Source organism: Pseudomonas sp. P129 (genome assembly GCF_020312195.1).
Lineage (GTDB): Bacteria > Pseudomonadota > Gammaproteobacteria > Pseudomonadales > Pseudomonadaceae > Aquipseudomonas > Aquipseudomonas fragariae.
In genome coordinates this window covers 63752-80326 of record NZ_JAGPYS010000006.1, presented here as the reverse complement: position 1 = coordinate 80326, position 16575 = coordinate 63752, and the positions used below count along the sequence as shown (strand labels likewise).

At 58.4% G+C, this 16575-nt stretch carries 15 protein-coding genes; 5 read left to right on the top strand and 10 right to left on the bottom strand.

What is annotated here, in order from left to right:
* Positions 1–351: 351 nt before the first annotated feature.
* Together KBY02_RS15805 and KBY02_RS15800 are read left to right on the top strand one after the other, a co-directional pair.
* Positions 352–1071, top strand: coding sequence for a UTRA domain-containing protein (locus tag KBY02_RS15805; RefSeq protein ID WP_162886048.1), 720 nt, complete (start codon positions 352–354; stop codon positions 1069–1071).
* 459 nt (positions 1072–1530) lie between these two features.
* Positions 1531–4917 carry an Ice nucleation protein gene (locus tag KBY02_RS15800; protein ID WP_225650614.1) on the top strand — a complete coding sequence of 1129 codons (3387 nt, stop codon included), beginning with the start codon at positions 1531–1533 and terminating at the stop codon, positions 4915–4917.
* Between the two features lie 251 nt (positions 4918–5168).
* Here the strand turns inward: KBY02_RS15800 and KBY02_RS15795 are convergent, their stop codons facing one another.
* The 5 genes from KBY02_RS15795 to minC all read right to left on the bottom strand — a co-directional run bounded on the left by KBY02_RS15795 (position 5169) and on the right by minC (position 9792).
* Positions 5169–6458, bottom strand: a complete 1290-nt coding sequence (locus tag KBY02_RS15795; protein ID WP_011267127.1) for a M18 family aminopeptidase — start codon at positions 6456–6458, stop codon at positions 5169–5171.
* Positions 6459–7027: 569 nt separating this feature from the next.
* Positions 7028–7663: an RluA family pseudouridine synthase gene (locus KBY02_RS15790; RefSeq protein WP_024642759.1), complete on the bottom strand. Its 636-nt coding sequence runs from the start codon at positions 7661–7663 to the stop codon at positions 7028–7030.
* 90 nt (positions 7664–7753) lie between these two features.
* Positions 7754–8008: a cell division topological specificity factor MinE gene (gene minE / locus KBY02_RS15785; protein WP_003317453.1), complete on the bottom strand. Its 255-nt coding sequence runs from the start codon at positions 8006–8008 to the stop codon at positions 7754–7756.
* Entirely contained in the window at positions 8008–8820 is an 813-nt protein-coding gene (minD, locus tag KBY02_RS15780; RefSeq protein ID WP_003317454.1) for a septum site-determining protein MinD, read from the bottom strand. The genes minE and minD overlap by 1 nt, the downstream gene beginning before the upstream one ends.
* Positions 8821–9051: 231 nt before the next feature.
* Positions 9052–9792, bottom strand: coding sequence for a septum site-determining protein MinC (minC, locus tag KBY02_RS15775; RefSeq protein WP_003368369.1), 741 nt, complete (start codon positions 9790–9792; stop codon positions 9052–9054).
* A 120-nt stretch (positions 9793–9912) separates the two neighbouring features.
* On the opposite strand from minC, the gene KBY02_RS15770 reads away from it, so the two are divergent.
* Both KBY02_RS15770 and KBY02_RS15765 read left to right on the top strand, forming a co-directional pair.
* On the top strand, positions 9913–10845 hold the full coding sequence (locus tag KBY02_RS15770) for a lipid A biosynthesis lauroyl acyltransferase (protein ID WP_024642758.1): 933 nt from the start codon (positions 9913–9915) through the stop codon (positions 10843–10845).
* 32 nt (positions 10846–10877) lie between these two features.
* Positions 10878–12062, top strand: a complete 1185-nt coding sequence (locus KBY02_RS15765; protein WP_004408362.1) for a patatin-like phospholipase family protein — start codon at positions 10878–10880, stop codon at positions 12060–12062.
* Positions 12063–12103: 41 nt separating this feature from the next.
* Here the strand turns inward: KBY02_RS15765 and KBY02_RS15760 are convergent, their stop codons facing one another.
* Genes KBY02_RS15760 through KBY02_RS15740 form a run of 5 tightly spaced genes read right to left on the bottom strand, consistent with a single transcriptional unit; the run spans position 12104 to position 15675 of the window.
* On the bottom strand, positions 12104–12340 hold the full coding sequence (locus KBY02_RS15760) for a Rieske (2Fe-2S) protein (protein WP_004408361.1): 237 nt from the start codon (positions 12338–12340) through the stop codon (positions 12104–12106).
* Positions 12324–13181, bottom strand: coding sequence for an iron-containing redox enzyme family protein (locus KBY02_RS15755; RefSeq protein WP_011267130.1), 858 nt, complete (start codon positions 13179–13181; stop codon positions 12324–12326). Before KBY02_RS15755 ends, KBY02_RS15760 begins: the two co-directional genes overlap by 17 nt.
* Positions 13181–13978 carry a dihydrodipicolinate synthase family protein gene (locus tag KBY02_RS15750; protein ID WP_024651338.1) on the bottom strand — a complete coding sequence of 266 codons (798 nt, stop codon included), beginning with the start codon at positions 13976–13978 and terminating at the stop codon, positions 13181–13183. Before KBY02_RS15750 ends, KBY02_RS15755 begins: the two co-directional genes overlap by 1 nt.
* Positions 13968–14486 (bottom strand): DUF6190 family protein, encoded by a 519-nt coding sequence (locus tag KBY02_RS15745; RefSeq protein ID WP_011267132.1) that lies wholly within the window; start codon positions 14484–14486, stop codon positions 13968–13970. The genes KBY02_RS15750 and KBY02_RS15745 overlap by 11 nt, the downstream gene beginning before the upstream one ends.
* Positions 14479–15675, bottom strand: a complete 1197-nt coding sequence (locus KBY02_RS15740) for an aminotransferase class I/II-fold pyridoxal phosphate-dependent enzyme (RefSeq protein ID WP_011267133.1) — start codon at positions 15673–15675, stop codon at positions 14479–14481. Before KBY02_RS15740 ends, KBY02_RS15745 begins: the two co-directional genes overlap by 8 nt.
* Positions 15676–15894: 219 nt before the next feature.
* On the opposite strand from KBY02_RS15740, the gene KBY02_RS15735 reads away from it, so the two are divergent.
* Positions 15895–16575 carry an acyl-homoserine-lactone synthase gene (locus KBY02_RS15735; protein WP_060400750.1) on the top strand — a complete coding sequence of 227 codons (681 nt, stop codon included), beginning with the start codon at positions 15895–15897 and terminating at the stop codon, positions 16573–16575.

The window sequence follows — 16575 nt, the reverse complement described above, 5'->3', positions numbered from 1 at the left end:
GAGCTCCTAGTGCACTTCTTGCAAGAAGTGTTCGTTGCGGATTGTTTGGTCTAGATCAGCAATACCTGAGCCAAGTTAGGCTTTTTGCATGACATTTTCGTGTCGTGTCGCGTAGACAAAAGCGTTTTTCAAGGGCCCTGGCAGTGCCTGGCGCTAAGCGTAGACCATCGCAACGTGCGCGCTGAGCAGGGGGTTCGGGGCTGTTTTCAGCACAGTTGGCATGCACCGTGATTTGTCCTGTAACAGGACAGTCATGTACCCGGCCTAGGCTCACAGCAAGGGAGTCAACGGCGTTGACCGCACTGATGTATGCCTCGTAACAGGGCTGGTCTAGTCCAGACGGATACCGGAATGCGCGAAGATGTACCACGGGCGGTAACAACGATTTGCCATGCGCTGCAGGAGCAGATCGAACACGGCTTGTTGCCGCATGGCAGCAAGTTGCCTGCAGAGCGCAAGCTCAGTGAGGTATTCGCCACCACGCGCATCACCTTGCGTGAAGCGCTTTTGCAACTCGAGTCGCAGGGGCTGATTTACCGCGAAGAGCGGCGTGGCTGGTTCATCTCGCCGCCGCGGCTGGCCTATGACCTGATCAGGCGCAGCCATTTCCACGCAATGGTCTGTGCCCAGGGAAGGGTGCCTCACACCCAGCTTCTTTCTGCACGCCTGCAACCTGCTTCAGCGATGATCTGTGAAATGCTGGAACTGCCGGCGCTGTCGAGCGTGATCCAGATCTGTCGCGCGCGGCGAATCGATCAGCGCCTGGTGCTGTATGTCGAGCACTACCTGAGGCCGGAGTTGTTCCCCGGCATTCTCGAACACGATCTGAACGAATCGCTGACCGCACTCTACGCCCGCTGCTACGACATTCACTGCGGCCGGGTGCGCTTCGACATGGTTCCCACGTCTTTGCACAGCGAAGCATCCGCAGCACTGAAGGTTTCACTGGGTAGTCCGGGCCTGCGCATTGCACGAGTCAATTACGACCGCAAAGACCGGTTGATCGATTGCGATCTCGAATACTGGCGTCATGATGCTATTTATGTGCGCGCTGAGGTGCATGGCGACTGAACGCCTGTATTTAAAACCTGCTTGCCAGGCACGGTCTGCACCGTCGTTAGTTGCCTGTTTTCTATAAGTAAATGCTCATTTCAGTGGTCGGAAACTTGCGAGGTGCAGGGCCTGTTTAATAGGCTCTGTGTAACGCATGCGTTTAACTAACAAAAAAAATCAATGAAGATAACGCTGTTGTCTCTTGGGGCGTGGGCGTAGATTAGTTGGTTTTTGTCATCAGGATTTTCAGAGTAATTATTCTAATCTTTCATGAAGAATTTACAAAAAAGTTAGTATTAATTAATGTTTTTTAGTGGGGTGTGGTAGGTTTTTTAGTGCGGAAGGATGTGCGCTGTTAGTGGCTGTTTTGTGCACCATCGTTCCACATTGGATTAAGGCTGACATGGCGGTTGTCCTGTAAAGCAATGCTTGATAAGTGCAGCTGCTTTTATTTAAAGGATCTATGAGGATGCTGTAATGAATATCGACAAGGCGTTGGTGCTGCGTACCTGTGCAAATAACATGGCCGATCATTGCGGCCTTATATGGCCCGCTTCCGGGACGGTTGAATCCAAATACTGGCAGTCAACCAGGCGTCACGAGAATGGTCTGGTGGGTTTACTGTGGGGCGCTGGAACCAGCGCTTTTCTAAGCGTGCATGCCGATGCGCGATGGATTGTCTGTGAAGTCGCCGTTGCAGACATCATCAGTCTGGATGAGCCGGGAATGGTCAAGTTTCCGCGCGCTGAGGTGGTTCATGTCGGCGACAGGATCAGCGCGTCACACTTCATTTCGGCGCGTCAGGCCGACCCTGCATCAACGCCCCCGCCCACGTCAATGACCACGCCCCCGCCCACGCCCACGCCCACGCCTGCGGCAGCACATGTCACATTACCTGTGGCGGCAAGTGTCACGTTACCGGTGGCCGAACAGGCCAGTCATGAAGTGTTCGATGTGGCGTTGGTCAGTGCAGCGGCCCCCTCAGTAAATACCCTGCCGGTAACGACGCCGCAGAATTTGCAGACCGCCACTTACGGCAGCACGTTGAGTGGCGACAACCACAGTCGGCTCATTGCCGGTTATGGCAGTAACGAGACCGCTGGCAACCACAGTGATCTGATTGCCGGTTATGGAAGTACAGGAACCGCCGGTTCCGACAGCTCGCTGGTCGCAGGCTATGGAAGCACCCAGACTGCCGGAGGGGACAGCGCGCTGACGGCGGGTTACGGCAGCACCCAGACCGCCCGCGAAGGCAGCAACCTGACGGCAGGGTATGGCAGTACGGGAACAGCTGGCTCGGATAGTTCGTTGATCGCCGGTTACGGCAGTACTCAGACTTCCGGAGAAGACAGCTCGCTGACCGCGGGTTACGGCAGCACGCAAACGGCTCAGGAAGGCAGCAACCTGACGGCCGGGTACGGCAGCACCGGCACGGCGGGCTCCGATAGCTCGCTGATCGCCGGTTATGGCAGTACACAGACCTCTGGAGGTGACAGCTCGCTGACGGCAGGTTACGGCAGCACGCAGACCTCGGGAAGTGACAGTGCGCTGACAGCAGGTTACGGCAGTACGCAGACGGCCCAGGAAGGCAGCAATCTGACGGCGGGCTATGGCAGCACTGGCACGGCTGGTGCCGACAGCTCGTTGATCGCCGGATACGGCAGCACGCAGACCTCGGGAAGTGACAGCGCGCTGACAGCGGGTTACGGCAGTACGCAGACGGCCCAGGAAGGCAGCAACCTGACTGCGGGTTATGGCAGCACGGGTACGGCAGGTGCCGACAGCTCGTTGATCGCCGGATACGGCAGCACGCAGACCTCAGGCAGTGAAAGTTCGCTCACCGCGGGTTACGGCAGTACCCAGACTGCCCGTGAAGGCAGCACGCTGACAGCCGGGTATGGCAGTACGGGAACAGCTGGCGCTGACAGTTCGCTGATCGCCGGTTACGGCAGCACGCAAACCTCGGGCAGTGAAAGCTCGCTCACGGCAGGTTATGGCAGTACCCAGACCGCACAGCAGGGCAGCGTACTTACATCCGGCTATGGCAGTACGCAAACGGCGGGGGCTGCCAGTAACCTGACCACCGGTTATGGAAGTACCGGCACTGCGGGTCATGAAAGCTTCATCATCGCCGGTTACGGGAGTACACAGACAGCCGGCCACAAAAGTATCCTGACCGCGGGCTATGGGAGTACTCAGACTGCCAGGGACGGTAGCGACCTGATTGCGGGCTATGGCAGTACAGGAACCTCAGGCTCAAGCAGTTCGCTGATCGCAGGTTATGGCAGCACCCAGACCGCGAGTTACAAAAGCATGCTGACCGCCGGTTATGGCAGTACTCAGACGGCCAGAGAACACAGTGACCTTGTCGCAGGCTATGGCAGCACGTCAACGGCAGGTTCAAACAGTTCGCTGATCGCCGGATACGGCAGCACCCAGACGGCGGGCTTCAAAAGCATACTGACCGCCGGTTATGGCAGTACCCAGACGGCACAGGAGCGCAGTGATCTGGTCGCCGGCTATGGCAGCACGTCGACTGCGGGCTACTCCAGTTCCTTGATCGCCGGCTATGGCAGCACGCAGACGGCAGGCTACGGGAGCACGTTGACGACCGGTTATGGCAGTACGCAGACCGCGCAGGAAAACAGCTCGCTCACCACCGGTTACGGAAGTACCTCCACTGCGGGCTATTCCAGCTCGCTGATCGCGGGTTACGGCAGTACGCAGACGGCAGGCTACGAGAGCACGTTGACCGCCGGTTACGGCAGTACGCAAACCGCACAGGAGCGCAGTGACCTGGTGACGGGTTATGGAAGTACTTCCACTGCCGGCTATGCGAGTTCGTTGATTGCAGGTTATGGCAGCACGCAGACGGCAGGCTACGAGAGCACCTTGACCGCCGGTTACGGCAGCACGCAAACCGCACAGGAAAACAGCTCGCTCACCACAGGCTATGGGAGCACTTCCACCGCCGGCTTTGCCAGCTCGCTGATCGCCGGTTACGGCAGTACGCAAACAGCCGGCTACAAAAGTACCCTCACGGCCGGCTACGGCAGTACTCAGACCGCAGAGTACGGAAGTTCACTCACTGCGGGCTATGGCAGCACTGCGACGGCCGGGCAGGACAGCTCGTTGATCGCCGGTTATGGCAGCTCCCTGACCAGCGGAATCAGAAGTTTTCTGACGGCAGGCTATGGCAGTACGCTGATCGCCGGACTTCGCAGTGTTTTGATCGCCGGTTATGGCAGTAGCCTTACATCGGGCATTCGCAGCACATTGACTGCGGGTTATGGCAGTAACCAGATTGCAAGTTACGGCAGCTCGTTGATTGCAGGCCATGAAAGCATTCAGGTCGCCGGAAATAAAAGCATGCTGATCGCCGGCAAGGGCAGCTCGCAGACCGCAGGTTTTCGCAGCACGCTGATTGCCGGTGCGGGCAGCGTACAACTGGCGGGTGATCGCAGCCGGTTGATTGCCGGTGCAGACAGTAATCAGACCGCGGGTGACCGCAGCAAACTACTGGCCGGTAATAACAGTTATCTGACCGCCGGCGATAGAAGCAAACTCACCGGCGGGCATGACTGCACCCTGATGGCGGGCGATCAAAGCAGATTGACCGCTGGAAAGAACAGTATCTTGACGGCCGGCGCGCGGAGCAAACTTATTGGCAGTGAAGGCTCGACGCTCTCGGCTGGAGAAGACTCCACGCTGATTTTCAGGCTCTGGGACGGGAAGAGGTACAGGCAACTGGTTGCCAAAACGGGTGAGAACGGTGTTGAAGCCGATATACCGTATTACGTGAACGAAGATGACGATATTGTCGATAAACCCGACGAGGAAGATGACTGGATAGAGGTAGAGTAGCCAGCGATATTCAAGCACTCCACTACTGAATCATCGACAGGGTGTGTCGATGGAGTTCGGGACATGAAGTCCCTTTATAAACGAATGATCTTTTGTTGCGTAAGATATGGCTCAGGATCATGCAGGCAAAAGCAGCTTTTTTATCGTTGTGATTAGAGAGGTTTTATTTTTTTCAATGGCGTTTACCGGGGTCAATACTGACACGCGAGAGCAGCAGGCCGCTCCCGCGTTACCGATGATCGCCTCAGTCGTTATGGCAGCTCGTGGCTGGCATAGAACGCGCTCAATACCTTGACCAGATGCGCCAGGTCATGGCTGCCGGCCAGTTCGCGGATCGAGTGCATGGCGAACGTTGGCAAGCCGATATCTACCGTGCGGATGCCCAGATGGCTGGCAGTGATCGGTCCGATGGTCGAGCCGCAACCCATGTCGCTGCGTACCACAAAGCTCTGCACCGGGACTTCTTCGGCCATGCACAGATGGCGGAAGAAACCGGCGGTTTCGCTGTTGGTGGCGTAACGCTGGTTGCTGTTGACCTTGATCACCGGCCCGGCGTTGAGCTTGGGGCCGTGATTGGCGTCGTGCTTGTCAGCGTAGTTGGGATGAATGCCGTGGGCGTTGTCGGCTGAGATCAGCAGCGACTTCTGAATCGTGCGCACGTAGTCTTCGCTGCTTGGCAACAGGCGCTGGACGATCTGCTCAAGCATCGCGCCGTCTGCGCCACAGGCAGAAGACGAGCCAACCTCTTCGTGATCGGTGCACACCAGCAGGGCGGTTTCGTCGCTCTCGGTGTTGAGCAGTGCCTGCATCCCGGCGAAACACGACAACAGGTTGTCCAGGCGTGCGCCTGCCAGGAAATCCCCGTTGAGGCCGACCACAGCGGCGCCCTGGGTGTCGTAGAAGCTCAGCTCGTAATCGAGCACCACATCGGCATTGAGCCCGTGTTCGCGGGCCAGTTGGTCGGTCAGCAGCGCACGGAAGTCCGCGCGCTCGTCACCGGCTACCTGCGCCAGGATGGGCGGCAGTTCGTTTTGCGCGTTGATCGCCCAGCCTTCGTTGGCAGTGCGGTTCAGGTGAATGGCCAGATTGGGAATCACGGCGATCGGCAGCTTGAAGTCGATCAGTTGGCTTTCGACCTTGCCGTCGCGGCGGAAAGTGACGCGGCCGGCCAGCGACAGATCCCGATCAAACCAGGGGGCCAGCAAGGCGCCGCCGTAGACTTCGACGCCCAGTTGCCAAAAACCCTGGCGTTGCAGTTCCGGTTGCGGCTTGACCCGCAGGCACGGGCTGTCGGTGTGCGCACCGACCATGCGGATGCCGCCACTGAGTGGCGACTGACGGCCCATGCGGAAAGCGACAATGGAGGAGTCGTTACGGGTGACGAAGTAACGACCTCCGGTTTCTACTGCCCACGTATCACGTTCGTCCAGCCGCTGAAAACCTGCGGCTTCAAAGTGTTGCACGAGGGTGGCAGTGGCGTGGAATGGGGTAGGAGAAGCCTTCAGGAAATCAATAAGGCCTTTGTTCAACTCTGCGCGCATAAATAGCTCCAGACAACAATGGCGCGAGTTTACCGTATTGGATGATTTGCTGCCTTCGGTTGCGCTCATCGCGCAGCTCTCGTGCCGATGCGCTGTGTGACGCAGAGCGTCACGAACTGCATGCCGACGCGGAGCGTCGGCACGATAATCAAAACCGCAGTCATTGCCGCAAAAGCGCTTCTCAACCACGATGTCACTGACGACGCAGAGTGCGACGTTAGTGACGGCTGAGTCCTGGCGCTGATCCGGGGGTAGCCTGGCAGGACGCCAGGCTAGCCGCACCGCGCCATGGATGGCGCGTTGCGGCGACCCCCGGATCAGTGTCAGGACGAAGGAACCCGACGAAGTCGGGCCGGAAACAGGAGCGGGGACTTTGCTCACTTTGGTCCCTCAAAGTGAGTCGCCGAGGGGCGAAAAGGTGACCTGAGCGGAACCCCAATCCACCTGACATCACAGAACCGCTGTGTGACGCGGAGCGTCACGAACGGCATTACCACGCGGAGCGTGGGAACGATAGTCAATCGATGACACCCCAGAGTCGCAGTATGTCGCTCACCGCCCAACTCAGATCAGAACGGCGCAGCACACTCGAAGGTCAGTCGCTCGCCAGTCCCGGGATGCGTGAAGCTCAGCATGCTGGCATGCAGACACAGACGTGGATAGGCCGCCAGCGCTTCCGGATGCGCGTACAGCCCATCACCCAACAGCGGATGCCCGATCGACAGCATGTGCACACGCAACTGATGCGAGCGGCCAGTGATCGGCGTGAGCTCGACGCGACAATAAGTGTCATGCCGCTCGACAACCTTCCAGAACGTCAGCGCGTGTTTGCCACCCTCGTGGTCCACCACATGCCGGGGCTTGGTAGGCGGGTCGTAGCGCAACGGCAGATCGATGCTGCCGCTGTCCAGGGACGGTTGGCCCCAGCACAGCGCGGTGTAGGCTTTCTCGGTTTCGCGGTCATGAAACTGACGCGACAGTTCGCGATGCGTATCGGCATCGCGGGCCAGCAGAATGATGCCCGAGGTTTCCCAGTCCAGACGATGGACGATACGCGCTTCGGGGTAACCGTTTTCCTGCAGGCGGGTAATCAGGCAATCCTTGTTGTCGTCGGCACGGCCGGGAACGGAAAGCAGCAGGGTAGGCTTATCGATCACCAGAACGGCGGCGTCCTGATGAATGATGCGGATGTTCGACAACGGCATGCAACGGCCTCGAAACGCTAGAAACGCCGACGGCGGCAAGGGCGCAGCTTCCGGAGAAGTGCGCCGATACCGCCGCGAGCGACTGCCTGATCAGCGATCGGGCAGGGTGATATTGAGTTCCAGAATAGAACAGCTGCCCTGGCTTTCCAGAGCGACCTGTACCTGATCAGACTCGATATTGACGTATTTACGGATCACTTCCACCAGCTCTTTCTGCAGCGCAGGAAGGTAGTCCGGGGTACTGCGTTGGCCGCGTTCGTGAGCAACGATGATCTGTAGACGCTCTTTCGCTACCGAGGCCGTGCTTCCTTTTTTGCGGTCACGAAAGAAGTCAAAAATATTCATTAATTACCCCCGAACAGGCGTTCAAAGAATCCTTTCTTATGCACATCCAGAAACCGGTGCTCAAGTGTTTTGCCCAGCAGGCGGTCGACCGCATCGCTGTAGGCCTGACCCGCGTCGCTCTGGTCATCGAGAATGACCGGCACGCCCTGGTTGGAAGCTTTCAGTACAGCCTGGGATTCGGGAATCACGCCGAGCAGGGTAACGGCAAGGATTTCCTTGACGTCTTCCACGCCGAGCATTTCGCCCTTGCTGACGCGCTCAGGGTTGTAGCGGGTCAGCAGCAAGTGTTCCTTGATCGGGTCTTCGCCGCGTTCGGCGCGACGCGATTTGCTGGCCAGCAGGCCCAGCATGCGGTCGGAGTCACGCACCGACGAGACTTCAGGGTTGGTCACGACGATGGCTTCGTCGGCGAAGTACATGGCCAGGTGAGCACCGGTTTCGATGCCGGCCGGCGAATCGCAGACGATGTATTCGAAGGATTCCTTCAGCTCCATGAGGACTTTTTCAACGCCCTCCTTGGTCAGTGCTTCCTTGTCGCGGGTCTGGCTGGCGGCCAGCACGAACAGGCCTTCGATCTTCTTGTCCTTGATCAGCGCCTGTTGCAGGTTGGCTTCACCATTGACCACGTTGACGAAGTCATACACGACACGACGTTCGCAACCCATGATCAGGTCGAGGTTACGCAGACCGACGTCGAAGTCGACGATGACTGTCTTGTGGCCGCGCAGTGCGAGGCCGGTACCGATGGCGGCGCTGGTGGTGGTCTTGCCCACACCACCCTTGCCGGATGTAACAACGAGAATCTTGGCCAAGGTGTATCACCCCTAGAGGAAAAGGACATTGAGTCCCTGAAAGGCATCTCCTGGCGCCGCGCACGCCGAAGCATTCTGGAAGCCCTGGGGTCTGATTCCGGAAAGCTAGCACTAAGCTATTACTTTCGACTCATATACCCGCTGAAAAGCAGTGCTTTTCAGAACTTCCTGCCGCCTTCACGACAATTTCGCGACGAATCAGAGATGCTTTGAAAATTGCGGCAGTATCCGTTAAAGACGAATGATGTTCAACACATCACCTGACAAGCTGATCTGGACCGGCGAACCCCATAACGGGTCCCTGCGCAAGTCCTCGGACACCTTGTATTGTCCGGCAATCGAAATCAGCTCGGCGCTCAACTGCTGACAGAAGATGCGTGCCTTGGTATCGCCCTTTATTCCCGCCAGTGCCCTGCCACGCATCGGGCCGTAGACATGGATGTTTCCATCGGCGAGAAGTTCCGCACCAGGACTGACCGGCGCGACTACCACCAGGTCGCCGCCCTGAGCGTAGATCTGCTGCCCGCCGCGTACCGGAGCGGTTATCACGCGGGTCGGCTTGATCAGTGGCTCGGGTGGTTTTTCCGGTATTTTTTTCGGTGCTTCGGCCTCGACCGGGTCGATCACGCGTTCACGTGCGCCGGACGGCGGCAGGACCGGGAGGTCGACGGCAATCGCCGCAGCAATGTCTTCGATGCGGTTGGCGCGGATCGCCAGGGTGCGCAGGCCATGCTGGCGACAGATGCGCACCAGACCCGGGAGATCCACCGGCCCCTCGTTCGGTGCGAGTTTGTCCAGAGCCAGGATCAACGGCGTATTGCTGAAGAAGTTGGGGGCTTGTGCCACCTTGGCGGCCAACTGCCTGTCGAGCGCTTCAAGGTTGGTTCGGGCCAGCTCCATCACGGTGATGGCGAGCATGCTGCCCTTGAGCTGAAATACAGGTTCCGGGTTTTGCGATTCAATCTGGCTCATGGTTGATATACACAACAGCTTGTCGCTAAAAGTGCCGAGACTTATAGCGAGAACGCCCGCGAGCCGCAAGCGGCCAGAACCGTTGTAGAATGCGCGGCCTTTGTTCTGACGGAAGCCCAAATGGATCGCCCGCGTCTTAAAGCCAGTTTCCTTCACCCCCGTTTCTGGCCGCTATGGCTGGGGCTGGGGCTCTTGTGGCTGATTGTTCAATTGCCATTTTGTGTTCTGCTGGTCATCGGTCGGGCACTGGGCGCCATCATGTACCGTGTGGCCACTGATCGAAAAAAAATCGCGTCGCGCAATCTGGAGCTGTGCTTCCCGCATTTGTCCGCGGCCGAGCGCAAGCGTCTGCTCAAGGAAAACTTCGCCTCCACCGGGATTGCCTTTTTCGAGATGGCGATGAGCTGGTGGTGGTCGAAAAAACGTCTGGCCAGGCTTGCCCACGTCGAAGGGCTCGAGCATTTGCAGAGTGCCCAGGAAAAAGGCGAGGGCGTGATTCTGATGGCGCTGCATTTCACCACGCTGGAAATCGGCGCGGCGCTGCTGGGCCAGCAGCACACCATCGACGGCATGTATCGCGAGCACAAGAGCCCGCTGTTCGACTTCGTCCAGCGTCGCGGGCGCGAGCGCCATAACCTTGATTCGCTGGCTGTCGAGCGTGATGACGTGCGCGGCATGCTCAAGTTGCTGCGCGCCGGCCGGGCCATCTGGTATGCGCCGGATCAGGACTATGGCGCCAAGCAAAGCATTTTTGTGCCGCTGTTCGGCATCCAGGCCGCGACCGTGACCGCCACCAGCAAGTTCGCTCGCCTGGGCCGTGCGCAGGTTGTGCCCTTCACTCAGCGGCGTCTGGCAGACGGCAGTGGTTACCGGCTGGTGATCCATCCGCCGCTGGATAACTTTCCGGGGGAAAGCGACGAAGCCGATTGCCTGCGCATCAACCAATGGGTGGAAAAGGCCGTCACTGAATGCCCGGAACAATATCTTTGGGCCCATCGACGCTTCAAAAGTCGACCGCCAGGTGAACCGAAGCTATACAACAAGCATAAATAAAACGCGTCTTCGATCACCGAGGTCAGTTGTAGATGCCAGATCCTGCTGTTGCGATCAATGCTGTGAGGAGTCCGGTCGAACCGGTAACCGGGCTCATTCTTTCAGGTGGTGGTGCACGTGCCGCCTATCAGGTCGGGGTGCTTGCAGGCATTGCCGACCTGTTGCCTGCCGGGGCGCCCAACCCTTTTCCGGTCATTGTCGGCACGTCGGCAGGGGCGATCAATGCAGTGAAACTGGCCAGCGGTGCGCTGCACTTTCGCATTGCCATTCACCAATTGACCGAGTTCTGGCAGTCATTTCGCAGTCATCAGGTTTTACGCAGCGACTGGTCGGGTGTGATCCACCAGGCCAGCCGGTTTTTTGGCCGCAGCCTGATGGGCTTCGGACGAAACATTCCCGTTGCCTTGCTCAACAGCTCACCGCTGCGTGAACTGCTCAACGAGCGGCTGGACCTTTCCGGGATCGAAGCGGCGATCAATGCTCACCACCTGCGCGCGGTGGCGGTGACAGCCTTTGGCTACGAGTCGGGGCAAGCGGTCACGTTTTATCAAGGGCGGGGCACCATCGAGCCGTGGTTACGTCATCGGCGTATCGGTCGTCCGACGCAACTCACCGTGGATCACCTGCTTGCCAGCTCGGCTATCCCGTTGCTGTTCGCTCCAGTGATGCTCGATAAGGAATACTTTGGTGACGGAGCCGTGCGTCAATCTGCACCGATCAGCCCGGCGCTGCATCTAGGGGCCAATCGGGTGCTGGTCGTGGGTGTCAGCGGCAATCCGCGCGGGCTTAAAAGCGAACGACCCGCACCACGTCCACCGAACGGCATGCAGCCGAGTCTGGCGCAGATCAGCGGGCACATGCTCAACAGCACCTTTATTGATAACCTGGAAAGCGATATCGAATTGCTTGAACGACTGAACACGGCCAGCGCGTTGCTGCCCGATGAGCAGATCAGGCAGCCGGGCATGGAGCCGGTGGAAGTGCTGGTGATTTCGCCGAGCCGTCCGCTGGATGAAATCGCGGCCCGCCACCGCCGTGAACTGCCCCCCGCACTGCGCACGTTCCTGCGTGGGCCGGGCGCGACCAGGAGCAGCGGTGCCAGTGTGCTGAGCTATCTGCTGTTCGAGTCAGGTTATTGCAGCGAATTGATCGAGCTGGGGCGTCACGATGCGATTGCTCAGGGTGCCGAACTGAAGCGCTTTTTGCGTCTGACCTGACGTCGCCACGGCAGGAGCGAGCCCTGCCGTGGAGCGCGCTGTTATCTCACTCGGCGTACCTGCAACTGACCGCACGGCGGACCGCTCAGTTGCTCCCCGGTTTCGAGGCTGAACACCGAAAAGTGCAGGGGACAGGTGATGGACCGGCGTTTCTCGTTGACCACTCCATGCTCCAGCCATCCTTCACGATGCGGGCAACTGCTCGGTATCAGGTATTGCTCCTGGCCAATGTGTACGGTGAACGTGTCGGGACGACGAAACTCAGCAGGCTCGTTCAAGGCTGACCTCCTTGTTGAAATGCTTGAGCCGACGGGCTTTTTCTACCGCCAGGTCGAACGCCAGGTTGGTGATCTCGCGTCCCATGCAGATGCCGCGCCAGGCTTTTACCGGATCCAGATCCCCGCTGACGTCCATGGCCTTGAGCAGGCGCTGGCCCTCGATGGCGTGGAAAACGTCGATATGAACGTGTTCTGAATAGTAGGTATGAGCCTTGATCTGCAAGCGCTCGCAAAGCTGCGTGTAGCACTCGAAAAAGAACGGCACCACGGTCTCGAAGTAGGTGATGACGCCGGCAAACCATGACGCATCGTCCGCCCGCATCGCCAGCCAGCAGAACATATTGGGAAAGGTGAAACCGGCGCTGGAGTTGGCGTCTACGTAAAACTGCAGGTCCAGCGGCATTTCCAGTTCGCGCAACAGGTCCTGATAGAGCGTGGTATGCGAGCGTTTGAGGTTCCCCGAGCCGAACTCGTCGATCATCATGCGCAGCATGGGCATCTGTGCGGGAAGGCTGAGCCTGGGCATCAGGTGATAGAACACCTGTGCTTCGGTCAGGCCATCCAGTGCAAACTCCTGAACCAGAATCCGGAATTCGTCGAGGGTCATGTCGTTGGCGACATACTGTGCGCTGGGCGGTACTTCGCTGCTCTCCTGTTCGACCAGCTCGGCCAGCATTCTGCGCAGACCGGCAAGGTCATCAGGCGCATCTGCCGTCATGCTGCGTTCGATGGCATCCTCGATCCAGTGTTGCTCGAACGCCAGAATCGCCTGTGGCATGGGCACCCGCTTTTCGATAAGCGCACGGTTGGCCAGAAACAGTTGCTTGTGCAGGTCTTCCATCAGGCAGCCTCCTCGGTGACGACACGCTCGCTGTTGATCACGCCCCTGGCTTTGAGCTCGCGCTTGATATGCGCGTACCAGTCCGGGGCATTGAGCAGATAACGCTGGTTAAGCGTGGCGACTTCCTGGCTGAGTGCCGGCTGCTGCCGGGCAGCCGCTGTCCGGCACAGCAGCGGTTCCAGATTGGCCAGGGAAACCACATTGCCGTCGGACTCCAGGTCTCCGGCCAGCTGCATTTCCCAGCCGATGAAGTAGTCGACGCCCTCCTGTCGAATGGCATCTACCTGAGCCTGCGGGCGCGACAGCGAGGGCGAGTCCTTCAGGCCAATGACTCTGGGTAACTGCGCGATGGCCTTGAGGGTGGCGAAGGACTTTTCGTTGCCCGACAGGGCGGCCTCGTTGTACATGAAGATATCCATGTGCGTCGCGTCATGAATGGTCTGGTAATGCTCGATGATCGCCTGCTGGCTGATACCGGGCGTCAAGGGTGAGGTAAACATCACTGCTTGAGCACCGGCATCCTGAGCCAGGAGGGCAAAGTCCAGCACCTCCTGCGTCGAATGGCGTTCGATCCCGGCGATGACGCTGCGCTCGCCCGCGTGCCTGAGGGTCAGCGTCAGCATCTGCAGCCATTGCTGACGCGACAGCCGCCAGCCCTCTCCGGAGGTCAGGCATGGAATGTAGCCATCGACATGGGGCGCGAGGCTACCCAAAAGGCGTTCGAGGCTGGCTTCGCAGACTTGCTCCTGCGCGTTCAGAGGCGTTATCAGGGGGACCAGAATGCTTTTACCAGACATGTTGAAAGTCCTCGTTGCTGATCACCATGGCGCAGGACTGGTCATAGAGACGCTGGAGCATCTTCGGGAACGTCTGCCGTCGAATGGTGTTTTCGAATGGTTGAAGGAAAGGCTGCAGCACTTGCAGGCGCAGCAACTCCGGATCGTGGGTATAAAACGGGATTTCCTGCTCCAGCACTTGAGCAGCCAGCAGTTTCTTGTCGGCCGGCAGACCTCTGAACAGCGTTTCACCTGCTGCGCGCTGGAGCACCTGTTCGCTATAGCCCTCACGCTGTATTGCCATGTCGGTGTGCAAGACATCCATGAACGGGTAATAGGCGTCCTGCAGGGCACGGCCTTTCTTCCAGATGATGGCGTCGCAAATGCCTATCTGGGCGAAATTCATCTGCACGCTGCTCTCGTAGAACCGGGAGAAGAACTCCAGGGATTTGTCACGCACGCCGGGATCGGCATGGTGCATGCCCATGAAAACCGTGGCATCGATCATCGGCAGGTCGAAGTCAGACATGGAGGTTCTCCAGTGCCTGCGCAATTGCCTGAACGGCGGCCTCGAATTCGTCCGGCTTGCGTGCCAGTGCCAGGCGTATGTAGCGCTGGCCTTTTTCCGGCTGGCTCCAGTAGAAATACTTGCCCGGCAGTACGTAGACGTCCGATTGCAGCAGATAAGCCTGCAAGTCATCGGCGTTCACGCCGGCGGGTAGAATCTCGAACCAGGCCACGCTGGTATCGATCATCGGTTGCACATACTTCAAGACCTTGCCCTCAAGGCAGGCACGCGCCTTGCTGCGGTTGAGGTCCAGCACCGAGCGCACGGAGTCGAAGTCATCGTCGTTGCTGTCCTCGATGTAGCGGGTCACGACGTTGAGGATGAACGGTGAGACATTCAGCAGGACGCTGGTGACAATGCTGTAGATATCGGCGTTGATGTCGCGGCTGGCCATGAGCGTGGCGCATTTGGTGTCCTGCAGGGGCCAGGTCTTGCCCGTATCTTCCATGACCAGGTATTGAGTGCCGATGTCGTCGAGAATCGCGTAGGCATCCACGCGCTGCTTGCCGGCGGCTTTGAAGAACGAGGCGAAACAGAAATCGAGGATCAGCAGCTTGTTGTAATCCCGGCAGTAGCGGGCCACTTCGACAAACATGTCCGGCCCCTCGGCAAACAGGCTGGAACCTGTCGGGTTGTTGGGATCGACCAGAAAGATTGCGTCCAGTCCGATGGCGGCCTTCTGCAACGTTGCGTACACCTCGGTCGATGACTTGAACAGGCTTTCATCCAGTGCCGACATGGGCACTTCCATGTGTTTCAACAGGTCATGCAGGTTGTCGAAACATGGCTCGATCAGCCCGACGCTCATGTTCTTTTTGCGCAAGTAGGTCGCAGTGATATGCATGGCGATGGACGCGGCGTAGACGAGATAGATTTCGTCGTGGCGTTTCAACGCATGATGCTGGCCGTGGAAGGTGAAGAAGGCCTGAATGAACGTCTGTTCACTCTGATACTGCGTCTGGTTCTGTGCCCGATACCACAGCTCGGGCAGGCTGGCGACGATCATGCGCTGGGTCTCGCTCTGATCCTGGTGCGTGTGGGCATCGGCCAGATTGAAGCGGGTCTTGAGGGCAGAAATTTCGTGTTGGGTAATATCGTCCAGAACAGGAACTGCGTTCAAGGTGTCGATACCGGCATACAGACTATTCATACCATTATCCCTGTGGCGTCATTATTGTTTGGGAAGCCGCCGTCCTGGATATCCAGAACGCCGGAGCAGATTTCCTTATTTTCGGCGCCAATAACACTGTACCTAAGTGCAAACAGCAGGGCGTTAGTGTTTCAGCGTGTTGACCTGTTCTTAAGTACAGTAGATTTGCCTATTTAAATAAGTAATGCTTCACGCTGGTGACGCCGGGTGGGTTTTAGAATGTCGAGCGGGTTTGAATTTCAGGTAGCCAGTTACAGTAAAGTGCCCGTCACGTTGCTGGAAACGCTGTATGCCCTGCGCAAGAAGATCTTTTCGGATCGGCTTGAATGGAAGGTTCGCGTCAGTCAGGCGTTCGAGTTCGATGACTATGACAGTGCCGCTGCGACTTACCTGATAGGCAGCTGGAACGAGGTTCCGCTGGCCGGGCTCAGGCTGATCAACACCTGTGATCCGTACATGCTGGATGGACCGTTTCGCAGTTTTTTCGACTATCCGGCGCCCAGAAATGCTGGCATGGCGGAGTCGAGCCGGTTCTTTGTCGACACGGAACGTGCCCGGTCGCTGGGTATTCTGCACGCGCCACTGACCGAAATGCTGCTGTTCTCGATGCACAATCACGCTGCCTCGGCTGGTCTGGAGTCCATCATCACGGTGGTCAGCAAGGCGATGGCGCGGATCGTGCGCAAGTCCGGGTGGGAGCACCGTGTTCTGGCAACGGGGGAGGCTTCACCAGGCGAGACGGTATTGTTGCTGGATATGCCTGTGAACGCCGACAACCATCAACGGCTGCTCGGCAGCATTGCTCTCAGGCAGCCCGTCACGGATGACCTGTTGCGCTGGCCAATACCGCTCGATGCATCAGCATCCTTGCAGCGAGCACGCATGGACAGCGCAGCCTGA